Raw genomic sequence first — 11,414 nt, 5'->3', positions numbered from 1 at the left:
GCAGGCTGCTCCCCGCACACGCGGGGATGGTCCCAACCTGATCCCCAGCAAGGCACACCCGCTGGTCTGCTCCCCGCACACGCAGGGATGGTCCGGGCAAGGTCGAGCCCACACGTGCCCGAGTCCGCTGCTCCCCGCACACGCGGGGATGGTCCTCGATACGCGATAGCGAATAGGTCGCCTCGAATCTGCTCCCTGCCTACGCGGGGATGGTCCATGGGCGTGGCGGGCGTACAGCCTGCGGATCCGCTGCCCCCCCGCGCACGCGGGAATGGTCCCGAGATCCACTCGCCCGGATTGCGATCGCCTCGCTGCTCCCCGCCCACGCGGGGATGGGACCGGTTGCCCCGTCACTCCCCGGACGGCGGGGTCAGGCGGATGACGTCGTCGGCTTCGGGGGTGTAACCGATGACCGGTTCGCCGTTGGCACCTTCGGGGTACAGCGACACCGGCCGATCGAGAAGACGCCCGACATCACGGATGAATCCACAGAGGGTTGAAAAGCGCCGCCGATCGCGCAGTTCCCGGAGGTCCACGTCGAGGTCGATGCGGTCCTCGCGACGGAATCGGACGACCACCAGTACGTCGTCCGCCGGCCACACCCGCAGTTCGGGTGCCTCGACGCCTTCGGGTCCCGCCAGTGCCCACGCGGCGGACGGTGACGGAAGCAGTCGTCCGGACTCCCGATACTCCCGCCGCCACCTCCGTTCCGCGAACAGGTCGAGAAGTTCCTGCCATTCGTCCAGCGACACGTCGTCGATGCGCACGTCCGGGAGGGTTCCGAGCACGTCGGCGTGCCACAGGTCGCCCACCTCATCCCACAGGGCGCCGGTCATGCCGCCATGCTGCCCCGCCCCGACAACTGGGCGCGGTTCCGGTCCTCCACCTCCGTGCGGTGGAGGACCGCATCGTCACCCGACCGCAAGACGGACTCGCCGGCCCGCGGCGGTGACGCGTTCGCGTCAGCCGGGCCAGCTACCGGTGATGCGGCGGATCGCGGTGGCTCCGCTGCGGTCGACGAGCGCCTTGATCGTCGCGAAGACCGCCCCCTGAATCGCGGCCGCGGCCAGGATCTCGCGCCAGGTGCGGTCCTCGTCCAGCGCGTCCGGGGTGTCGTCACCGTGTGACATCGCACCCCACACCCGCTTCACGACCTCACCGGCGAGCCAACCCCCGAGCACACCGAGCCCCAGCCCTATCGGTCGGTACAGCAACTTGTTCATGGCCACCGCTCTCGGACACACCCACCGACGGTGGGCAACCTGCATACGTGCTCGACGGCTGGTTACCCTCCGGACGCGGGCGGTCAAACCAGGCATTTCCCCGCTAGGCGGTGACGACGCAGGTCAGCCGCATCTGCCTTTCATCCAGTCCCGCATCTGGGCGGGCCAACTGGTCGCCATGCGGCGCGGCGCCTTGTCGAGCGCGGCCTGCCAGGCGGGGTGGTTGCCCGTCGCGGAGGGTGGCGGTTCCTCCCATGGAACCGTGTCCGGCCACACCGGGCGATGCGATCCGTAGGAGACCACGTGCCCGAGTCCGGCCGCTTGGGCGCGTGCCAACAGCTCTGGCCGGATGGCGTCGTTGTGGGTGTACAGCATGATCTCCTGACGGTCGATCCGCTCGCTGATCGGATCGAGGACCTCCGCCCAGGCACGGTTTCGGATCGTCGAGTCGCTGTGCAGAAGGGATTGACGCGCGGGGCTGCGGATCTCGATGAGCGGCACCATGTCCAGGCCGTGAACGGCGTCGAGATACTGCCGCAGCGTGTAGACCCGCTCGCCTCGATACGGACCGACTTCGATGGTGCGGCCGTTGAGCCGGTCCCAGCCGGTGTTCCACCACAGGGTGTTGACGTGGGCACCGGATCCGGTGAGCGCGGTGGTGGTGTCGTTGTGCCACATGACGGCCTTGGTTCCGTCGCGGGTGAGCTGCAGATCGGCCTCTACTCCGACCGCACCCATGGAACGGTAGTCGCGAAGGGCTGCGGGATTGTTGGGCTGCCTGATCCGGTCGCGTTCCCATGCCTGTGGACCGGTCGGATAGCCGCCGTGGGCGAAGATCCCGGGGCAGGCGGTCGTGGTGGTGGCTGCCGTCGCCGTCTGTGGGACGAGCAAGGCGCCGAGCATGAGGGCGGCGGCGCAGAGCCGGGCGGCGAGTCGGTGCGGTCTGGGCATATCGGTCCTCCTCAGGTCATATGGTCATGTTCCTCCGCATTCACATATTCGGCCCATAGAGGACGCGCACAGTGGACCGCCGTCCCGACGGGTCGCGATCCGGCGGTGTGGTTTCGCTTCCGGTGGCGGAGCCGACAGCGTGACTGCGTACACTTCCCATGAGCGAACAAAGGATCCCGCCGAAAGGCACGACTAAATGATCTTGGTGAAAAATCCGGTTACCGGCCGGTAGACTCCCAGGTCACCGAGTCTGCTCCCCGCGCACGCGGGGATGTTCCCCCCCGGCGATGGTGGATTTCCAGATGCTCAAGCTGCTCCCCGCGCACGCGGGGATGTTCCTCAGGTCGAAGTAACGATGTACACACAGGATCGCTGCTCCCCGCGCACGCGGGGATGTTCCCTGCGCGCCGTCGTCGGTTCAGCCACCGTCACTCTGCTCCCCGCGCACGCGGGGATGTTCCCAGCCGGTCGGAGCGAAAAAGGTCCGTGCGAAGCTGCTCCCCGCGCACGCGGGGATGTTCCTCGACATCGAAAGGAACCGCCGAAATGGCAACGCTGCTCCCCGCGCACGCGGGGATGTTCCGAAGCCTCCCCTGCCTCCGCCGGACACCTCCGGCTGCTCCCCGCGCACGCGGGGATGTTCCAAAGGCCGGCCTTTTGGTCCGAGCCCGTACCGGCTGCTCCCCGCGCACGCGGGGATGTTCCGGAGCAAACCCGCGATGAACGCACCCACCCCCGACTGCTCCCCGCGCACGCGGGGATGTTCCTGGGGTTCACCGACTCCGGTGACCGGTCGCGGTCTGCTCCCCGCGCACGCCGGGATGTTCCCGGCGAACCCGTCCATGTCAACGACAGTGGAACGCTGCTCCCCGCGCACGCGGGGATGTTCCCTCACCGTGTGCGGGGACCGGGCCGCCCGCGAACTGCTCCCCGCGCACGCGGGGATGTTCCACCATCTACGCGGCGCTGCGTGAACTGATGGCCGCTGCTCCCCGCGCACGCGGGGATGTTCCCGAAAAGGAGGGTCGGAAGTGAATCGAGACGTTCTGCTCCCCGCGCACGCGGGGATGTTCCGGATCAAAGCGAGTTTGCGAGCGTGTGCATGCTCTGCTCCCCGCGCACGCGGGGATGTTCCTGCGGACGCGGTACAACGTCTCGTAGCGCACCACCTGCTCCCCGCGCACGCGGGGATGTTCCGCGACGTCGGTCGCGGCCTGCCGTACATTTTTCCTGCTCCCCGCGCACGCGGGGATGTTCCTGGGTTGTCACAGACCGGCGTCAGTTCAGTAATCTGCTCCCCGCGCACGCGGGGATGTTCCGGTGTCGGGGATCGACGCGGCCCTGACCGACCTCTGCTCCCCGCGCACGCGGGGATGTTCCCCCATCGGTAAGACGCGCGTTGGATTCCATGCTCTGCTCCCCGCGCACGCGGGGATGTTCCGTTCGGTAAGTTGTCCGAGCTGGAAACGGGAATCTGCTCCCCGCGCACGCGGGGATGTTCCGCAAGTCCGCCTGGGCGATCGCGTGAGGCGAACCTGCTCCCCGCGCACGCGGGGATGTTCCTTCTCTCTATTCGTAGAGGCGTTTGATAGGTAGCTGCTCCCCGCGCACGCGGGGATGTTCCTGGGCGAGTGTCGGCACCGATCAGGGAGAGGGTCTGCTCCCCGCGCACGCGGGGATGTTCCCCGCACCCTCACCCGCCTCGCCAACTCGGCGTGCTGCTCCCCGCGCACGCGGGGATGTTCCAGTCGCGGGCGGCGGCGGTCGCTGACATTGGTGCTGCTCCCCACGCACGCGGGGATGTTCCTCCGGTAATGGTGCTCCGTCGTTTTGGTGAGAACTGCTCCCCGCGCACGCGGGGATGTTCCCGACCGGCTGTGGATCATCACGGGGAATAACCTCTGCTCCCCGCGCACGCGGGGATGTTCCCCACTTCTCGCCCTTGTCCCGCTTCGGCTTCCGCTGCTCCCCGCGCACGCGGGGATGTTCCTCGCGCCGACGGCGTCACCGAGACCCTGGCCGCCTGCTCCCCGCGCACGCGGGGATGTTCCAGACCAGGTCATGGGGAGTTGTGGTCGATACGGCTGCTCCCCGCGCACGCGGGGATGTTCCTCGAACCGCCACCACCGAGGAATCGGTGGCCACTGCTCCCCGCGCACGCGGGGATGTTCCACGCCACGCTGATAGCGCGTGGTGAGGACTATCCTGCTCCCCGCGCACGCGGGGATGTTCCGGTGACCCCGGAATAGTCATTGATTCGTACTCCCTGCTCTCCGCGCATGCGGGGATGGCTGCGGTGGGGAAAGCCCCCGTGGGCGTCAGCCGTATCGGTCGCGATGCGCCTTGCGGGCTCGGCGGTACGCCGGGTCTGCGGCCGCCTCCTGCCACGCACGGTAAAATATCCGCGCGGACTCGGCCTTCACCCGGTCTTCGGGGGCGCGCGGGCGGCGCGGCCTGCCGTGGGCGCCGCTGCGTCCCCTTGCCTCCTCGGGTACCGGCCCCTCGTAGATCCGACCGCCCCGGTGAGCGGCGTAGCGACGTGCCCGGGTATATCCCATCTGAAGGTACTTGCGGGCCATGTCGGCGCCGACGAAGTCGCCGTCGGCCAGATATCGCCGGAACGCGGCGAGGAGGGCGCGACTGCTCCGGTCGGCGGCTTCGGGGGTCGCGAATCGCCAAAGCGGCAGGAGTTCCGATTTGTACGGCTGCACGAGCAGCACGCCCTGTTCGCCTCTGCCGACCCGGTACAGCTCCGGGTGGGCGCGCAGGTCGAGGGATTCGTAGTCGAGTGAGTAGTCGAAGGATCTCCCGCCCATTTCGCCTCCCCGGTCAGACGCCCAGGCCGGTCTTCTCCAGCCAGCCGCCGTCGGTGAGGTAGGTCAGTACCTCGCCCACCGCGTCCTCGACGGTCATCTCGGTGGTGTCGACGACGAGTTCGGCGTCGGTGGGCGGTTCGTACGGTGACGACACGCCGGTGAAGTCGCTGATCTGTCCGGCGCGGGCCTTGGCGTACAGGCCCTTGCGGTCGCGTTCCTCGCACACCTCCAGGGGCGTCGCGACGTGCACGAGTACGAAGTCGGCGCCGGCTTCGGCGGCCATCCGGCGGGCCTGGGCGCGTCCCCGGGCGAACGGCGCGATGGGGCAGCAGATCGCCACGCCGTGGTGGTGGGCGACCTCGGCGGCGACGAATCCGATCCGGTTGATGTTGCGTGCCCGGTCCTCGGCGGAGTAGCCGAGCCCGGACGACAGCATGCGCCGTACCACGTCACCGTCGAAGAGGGACACGGTGCGTTCGCCGGACTCCAGGATGGTGTCGTAGAGGCCGCGCGCGATCGTGGACTTGCCCGATCCGGACAGTCCGGTGAGGAACACGACGACGCCGCGTTTGCGGCGGGGTGGCCTGGCGCGGGCCAGTTCGGCGGCGACGGCGGGCGGGGTGTGCCAGTCGGGTAGGCCGAAGCCCCGGTCGAGCATGTCGTAGATCTCGTCGGTGGTCATGGCCTGCCGGCGGAACGGCGGCTCGACCTCGTCGACGGCCCGCCACTGGCCGTCCCGCACGTCGTAGCACAGTTGCCGGGGCAGGACGATGCGGATTCCGGAGCCGCCCGCGAAGGACCGTCCCATCGACAGCAGGTGTGTCGCGCCGTAGGCGGCGGCGACGCGGGCGGTGAGCAGTCCGTCCCGGACCTCGTCGCCCCGGTGGGACAGCGGGACGGCGACGATGGTGGCGGTGGGGAGCCGGTCCCGGGCGGCCAGGACGCTGCGCACGAGTGCGGCCGGTGGCAGCCCGTCGGGGCCGAGGCCGGCGACCGGGACGAGGATCAGCACGTGTGAGTTGAGGGTGTGTGCCGCGCGGTGGATCTCGGCCAGTTGCGGCCGGTGCAGTGGCCGGTCGGCGATGACTCCGAGGACGCGCTTGGTGGTGAGGGTCTTGCGGGTCTGGGCGGGGCCGGCGCGGAGGCGGCGGAACGGGCCGTGCAGTACCTCCCCGATCCGGCGGACCGGCCCGGCGACCTGGACGGCGCCGCGTGCGCCGGGGGTGGTCTCGACGGCGTCGACCGCGGCGACGGGGGCGCCCTCGGGGTCGGTCAGTACCAGGACGCGGTGCCGGGGTGTCGAGGAGTTCAGCACCTCGGCGAGCCGTTCGGGGATCTCCAGGGTGACCGGTGTCGGCCAGGGTGTGCCGTCGGGTAGTGCGCCGCGGGTGGCGACGGACTCGACCTCGGCGGTGCTCATGAACCGGCTCAGTGGCGTGTAGGCGCCCGAGAGCAGGAGTTCGAGGTCGGCCAGTTCGTGCGGCCGTGGGGTGTATGTCGGTGCGTCGGCGAGCACCTCATCCGGCAGGACCCAGTCGGACACCAACGCCACTCCCCTTCCATGCCATGACTCGCGTTCCCCAGTTTCGCAGGCGCGGCGGCGGTTGGCCAATCCGGTGGGTCGTGTCCGTCACACCGTTTCGCCCGTTTCGCCCCGCCAGTGTCTCGGTGAAGGCCTCGTCACCGGTGGTGTGGGCCGGGCGGGCCGTGTCGCAGAGTGCGACGAAGGTCACCCGACAGGCCCTCGGCGGCGGCGGATCCTCTAGGCTTCGGCTCGGACAGTGCCGTCCGCATCACCCCCGCCGCCGATCAGGAGTGACGCCATGGACGCCCGACCCATCACCGAAGACGACACCGAGCTGCGCGCCGACATCCGGCGGTTGACGACCCTGCTGGGCGAGGGTCTGTCCAGGCAGGAGAGCCCGGAGCTGTTGGCGCTCGTGGAGGAGGTGCGGCGGGCCGTCCGGCACGATCAGGACGCCGCGGCCGCCCGGTTGGCCGGGCTGGACATTCCCACGGCGATGAACCTGGCGAGGGCGTTCTCGCTGTACTTCCATCTGGCGAACATCACCGAGCAGGTGCACCGGGCGCGGGATCTGCGGCGGCGGCGCGCGACGCGCGGTGGTTGGTTGGACGAGGCGGCGGCGGAGATCCGCGCGGAGGGGATCGGTCCGGACGCGGTGGCGCGGGCGGCGTCGCGGTTGGCGATCCGGCCGGTGTTCACGGCGCATCCGACGGAGGCGGCGCGGCGGTCGATCCTGACGAAGTTGCGGCAGGTCGCGGACATCCTGGACGCGGAGGCCGCGGAGCGGGCGTTGGCGGGTGACGCGGATTCGGCGGCGACCGACGCGCGGTTGGCGGAGTTGATCGACCTGTTGTGGCAGACCGACGAGGTCCGGGTGGAGCGTCCAGATCCGGCGGACGAGGCGCGTAACGCCGTGTATTACCTGACGGATCTGTACGGGGACGCCGCGCCGCGTGTGTTGGCGGACCTGTCGCGGACGCTGGAGTCGTTGGGGGCGTCGCCGGAGCCGTCGGACACGCCGTTGCGGTTCGGGACGTGGATCGGTGGTGACCGTGACGGGAACCCGTTCGTGACCCCGGAGGTCACGGCGACGGTGTTGACGTTGCAGCACGAGCACGGGATCCGGGCGGCGGAGCGGGCGTTGGACGCGTTGATCTCGGAGTTGTCGATCTCGCAGCGACTGCGGCCGGCGGGTGAGGCGTTCATGGCCGGGTTGGCGGCGGATCTGGCGGCGCTTCCCGAACTGCCGGAACGGTTCCGTCGTGTGAACGCCGAGGAGCCGTACCGGTTGAAGGCGCGGTGCATGAAGGCGAAGTTGGCGGCGACGCGGGCAAGGCACGCGGAGGGTGCGCCGCACCGGCCGGGCCGTGATTACGCCGACGGTGGTGAGTTGTTGGCGGACTTGACGGCGATTCACGACGCGTTGACGGAGTCGCGGGGCGGGTTGTCGGCGGTGGGTCAGGTCGCCGACGCGATGCGCACGGTCGCGGCGTTCGGTCTGCATCTGGCCACGATGGACGTGCGGGAGCACGCGGCGGCGCATCACGTGGCGTTGGCGGAGTTGTACGACCGGTTGCGTGTGGAGGGTGACGGTTCGCCCCGGTACGGGGAGTTGTCGCGTGACCGGCGGTTGGCGTTGTTGGCGGGGGAACTGGAGTCGCGGCGGCCGTTGGCGCCCCGGGACGTGTCGCTTTCGGACGCTGCTCGTAGGACGGTGGACGTGTTCGGCGCGATCGGGCGGGCGCAGCGCCGGTTCGGTGGTCAGGTCGTGGAGTCGTACATCGTGTCGATGACGCAGGGACCGGACGACCTGTTGGCGGCGGTGGTGTTGGCGAAGGAGGCGGGCCTGGTGGATCCGGCGGCGCCGCGCGCCGACATCGGTTTCGTTCCGCTGTTGGAGGGTGTCCCGGAGTTGGAGGCGGGCCGGGAGACGCTGGACACGTTGCTGCGGATTCCCGCGTACCGGCGGATCGTGGCGGCGCGCGGGAACGTGCAGGAGGTCATGCTGGGTTATTCGGACTCCAACAAGGAGTCCGGTATCGCGGCGAGTCAGTGGTCGATCCAGGCGGCGCAGCGGGAGTTGCGGGACGTCGCGGCGGAGCACGGGGTCCGGTTGCGGTTGTTCCACGGCCGTGGTGGCACGGTGGGGCGGGGTGGCGGGCCGACGCACGAGGCGATCCTGGCGCAGCCGTCGGGCACTCTGGACGGTTCGATCAAGGTGACCGAGCAGGGTGAGGTGCTGTCCGACAAGTACACGTTGCCGGCGTTGGCGAGGGAGAACCTGGAGTTGACGGTGGCGGCGGTGTTGAAGGCGACGCTGTTGCACGCACGGCCCCGGCACTCCCCCGAGGTGTTGGAGGCGTGGTACGGGACGATGCGGCGGGTCGCGCGTTCCGGGCGGGACGTGTACCGGGCGTTGGTGGAGGATCCGGGCCTGCCGGAGTACTTCTGGGCGGTGTCGCCGACGGAGTTGTTGGGGGCGTTGAACATCGGTTCGCGTCCGGCGAAACGCCCCGACACCGATGCGGGCCTGGACGGGTTGCGGGCGATTCCGTGGGTGTTCGGTTGGACTCAGTCGCGGCAGATCGTGCCGGGCTGGTTCGGTGTCGGTTCGGGCCTTGCGGCGGCGCGCGAGTCGGCGGGGCCGGAGGTGTTGGCGGAGATGCACGACAAGTGGCACTTCTTCCGGACGTTCGTGTCCAACGTGGAGATGACGTTGGCCAAGACCGACCTGGACATCGCGGCACGGTACGTCGAGGCGTTGGTGCCGAAGCGGTTGCACGGGTTGTTCGACGTCATCCGCGCGGAGTTCGCGTTGACGGTGTCGGAGGTGTTGCGGCTCACCGGTGAGCGGGAACTGTTGGCGGGCAACCCGCAGCTGCGGCGCACCCTGGACGTGCGGGACCGTTACCTGGCTCCGTTGCACCATCTGCAGATCGCGTTGCTGCGGCGGCGGCGCGAGTCCGGTGACGATCCACAGTTGACGCGGGCGTTGCTGACGACTGTCAACGGGATCGCGGCGGGGATGCGGAACACCGGCTGAGGCTCACGGGGCGTGGCGTGGTCCGGCGCGGTAGCCGTGCCGTGCGGCGAGCCGGGGCAGTGCCTCGGGGTCGCCGGACCGTATGGCCTGGCGGACCTCGTCGACCGGTGGCGGTGTGTCGCCGGTGAGCCACCGGGTCTCCTCGGGTACCGAGTCGTTGGTGACGCCGCCGAAGCCGGCGAGCAGGGCGGCGGCCCCGGTGAACAGGACGACGCCACCGGGTTCGGCCCCCGGGGCGACCGAGACCAGGACCGTCGCCACTACCGCGCCCGCCAACCCGCATCCGAGCCACGCGGTGGCCGTGGGCGACCACAACCGGTCGGCCACCCGGTCGGCGCGTCGCAGCATCCCCCACCACCACGCGGCGTGGCAGGTATACAGGGTGGACATCACCAGCAGGCACGGTACGAGCCACCAGGGTGTGAGGCCGTGGCCGGTCGTCCAGGCGACCGCGGCGCCCGCGACCAGCACGGCGGCGACGGCGTTGACGGTGCACGCCCGGTACAGCAGGTAACGGACGCGCGCCGGTGACGCCTTCGTGTCCGGCAGCGCCCAGTCGGGTGCCTCCGTGGTCAGGAACGACTCGCCCTCGTGCCGGCCCTGACGCAGCGGCGCGGTGTCGGGGTCGAAGGACTGGCCGACGATGCGGCGTTCCAGTACGGTCGTCTCCGGGTCGTCCGGTGAGGCGGGGTCGTACCGGACGTCGAACTCGTTGCCGGGCAGCGGTGCCCAACACGGATGGTCGGCGTGCAGGAACTCGACGCGCCGGATCTCTTCGCGCACCGGGTATTCCAGGGTCATCCGGAACACCGGCTGCGCGTCCAACCGGTACCCCTGGTAGTCGGCGGCCGTCACCCTGCCGACCACGTGGCTGCCGGTCGTGTACACGCGGTCCCGCTCGGCCGCCCGGCGGCGTTCGGCGCGCCACGCCTTCACCAGGCGCGGAAGGCTCACCGCGACGAACAGGCCGATGATCCCGGACACGAGAAGTGCCGCGGCGGCGACCAGGGCGGCACCGACACCCCGGCCGGTGGAGGTCAGCAGTGCCGTCGCGACGCCCGCGGCGAGCCCCGTCGACAGGCCCGCACCGGCGGCCACCGCGCCGAGGCCGCGCAACGCGCGTGGCGGCGCGGCACAGTACCCGGAGGCGGCGACGGCACCGGGACGGCCGTATCCCCACACCACCACCAGGGCCGGCCCGATGCCGTCGAGGGTCGCGATCGCGGTCACCGCGACGACGGACACCAGGACGGCCACGACCGCGCCCGAAGGCACCACCGCCAACCATTCCGGTGGCCGTGCCCAGGTCAGGACGGCCGTGGTCCAGCCGACACCGCCGCCGACGACCAGCCACGCCGCGACCGACACGGCGAGCCGCAGCCGCAACGCGGCGAGGTGGGCGCGGCGGATCTGCGGAGCCCACGGGAACGGCACCGTCCCGGCCTCCGGTAGGGCCTGCGCGAGGGAGAACGCCACGGGCCCACGGTATCGACGCGCCGCAACGCGCGGTGGCCGTCCGTTCTCAGGTCCGTGGGTCGCAGTGGGTGCAGTCGGGGTGCGGGGCCTCCCGCCGGTCGGGTGGGATCGCCGCGAGCCGGGCGTACTCGTCACCGAACTCGGCCGCCAGTGCGCGGTCGCGGGGTGTGCCGTCGGGGTCGAAGGGACCCTCCGGGATCGGCAGTTCGATCTTGAGTGTGAGGTACGCCAGTTGCCGGGCCAGCGCGCGGTCGTGGGGCGTGGCAAGGGATTCGTCGGTCACGGGTCTCCTCGGAGGCGTCACGGTGCGCGGAGCGTCCGCACCGGCCGATCAGAGTAGACGGTGCCCCCGGCGGGCTGCGGCACCGTCGGGGGCGTGA

Annotated in this window: 8 protein-coding genes and 1 CRISPR repeat array; of the genes, 1 reads left to right on the top strand and 7 read right to left on the bottom strand. The window is 70.4% G+C overall.

What is annotated here, in order from left to right:
• Window positions 1-350: 350 nt before the first annotated feature.
• The 5 genes from LX16_RS21475 to cysC form a co-directional block, all read right to left on the bottom strand.
• Entirely contained in the window at window positions 351-836 is a 486-nt protein-coding gene (locus LX16_RS21475; RefSeq protein ID WP_147142315.1) for a hypothetical protein, read from the bottom strand.
• 126 nt (window positions 837-962) lie between these two features.
• Window positions 963-1,223: a DUF4235 domain-containing protein gene (locus LX16_RS21470; RefSeq protein ID WP_211354680.1), complete on the bottom strand. Its 261-nt coding sequence runs from the start codon at window positions 1,221-1,223 to the stop codon at window positions 963-965.
• Window positions 1,224-1,346: 123 nt separating this feature from the next.
• Window positions 1,347-2,174, bottom strand: a complete 828-nt coding sequence (locus LX16_RS21465) for a glycerophosphodiester phosphodiesterase family protein (protein ID WP_147142310.1) — start codon at window positions 2,172-2,174, stop codon at window positions 1,347-1,349.
• Between the two features lie 250 nt (window positions 2,175-2,424).
• Window positions 2,425-4,407: direct repeats of the CRISPR family, unit length 28 nt; unit sequence CTGCTCCCCGCGCACGCGGGGATGTTCC.
• A gap of 85 nt (window positions 4,408-4,492) precedes the next feature.
• The gene (locus tag LX16_RS21460) at window positions 4,493-4,990 is read right to left on the bottom strand and encodes a DUF4385 domain-containing protein (protein ID WP_147142307.1); all 498 of its coding nucleotides are present in this window, start codon (window positions 4,988-4,990) and stop codon (window positions 4,493-4,495) included.
• Between the two features lie 13 nt (window positions 4,991-5,003).
• Complete coding sequence (gene cysC, locus LX16_RS21455) at window positions 5,004-6,536, bottom strand: adenylyl-sulfate kinase (RefSeq protein WP_147142973.1); 1,533 nt, start codon at window positions 6,534-6,536, stop codon at window positions 5,004-5,006.
• Window positions 6,537-6,813: 277 nt separating this feature from the next.
• Between cysC and ppc the strand changes: the two genes are divergently transcribed.
• Window positions 6,814-9,558 carry a phosphoenolpyruvate carboxylase gene (ppc, locus tag LX16_RS21450; protein WP_147142304.1) on the top strand — a complete coding sequence of 915 codons (2,745 nt, stop codon included), beginning with the start codon at window positions 6,814-6,816 and terminating at the stop codon, window positions 9,556-9,558.
• A 3-nt stretch (window positions 9,559-9,561) separates the two neighbouring features.
• Here the strand turns inward: ppc and LX16_RS21445 are convergent, their stop codons facing one another.
• Both LX16_RS21445 and LX16_RS21440 read right to left on the bottom strand, forming a co-directional pair.
• The gene (locus tag LX16_RS21445; RefSeq protein WP_147142301.1) at window positions 9,562-11,034 is read right to left on the bottom strand and encodes a hypothetical protein; all 1,473 of its coding nucleotides are present in this window, start codon (window positions 11,032-11,034) and stop codon (window positions 9,562-9,564) included.
• Window positions 11,035-11,080: 46 nt separating this feature from the next.
• Window positions 11,081-11,317: a hypothetical protein gene (locus LX16_RS21440; protein ID WP_147142298.1), complete on the bottom strand. Its 237-nt coding sequence runs from the start codon at window positions 11,315-11,317 to the stop codon at window positions 11,081-11,083.
• Between the last annotated feature and the right edge of the window lie 97 nt (window positions 11,318-11,414).

It is taken from the genome of Stackebrandtia albiflava (assembly GCF_007994225.1).
Classification (GTDB): domain Bacteria; phylum Actinomycetota; class Actinomycetes; order Mycobacteriales; family Micromonosporaceae; genus Stackebrandtia; species Stackebrandtia albiflava.
This window is presented reverse-complemented; position numbering and strand designations above follow the sequence as displayed.

Bases quoted from the DNA above. Each gene is read 5' to 3' on its own strand.
- LX16_RS21470 (WP_211354680.1), bottom strand. From the start codon at position 1,223: ATGAACAAGTTGCTGTACCGACCGATAGGGCTGGGGCTCGGTGTGCTC.
- ppc (WP_147142304.1), top strand. From the start codon at position 6,814: ATGGACGCCCGACCCATCACCGAAGACGACACCGAGCTGCGCGCCGAC.
- LX16_RS21460 (WP_147142307.1), bottom strand. From the start codon at position 4,990: ATGGGCGGGAGATCCTTCGACTACTCACTCGACTACGAATCCCTCGAC.
- LX16_RS21465 (WP_147142310.1), bottom strand. From the start codon at position 2,174: ATGCCCAGACCGCACCGACTCGCCGCCCGGCTCTGCGCCGCCGCCCTC.
- LX16_RS21475 (WP_147142315.1), bottom strand. From the start codon at position 836: ATGACCGGCGCCCTGTGGGATGAGGTGGGCGACCTGTGGCACGCCGAC.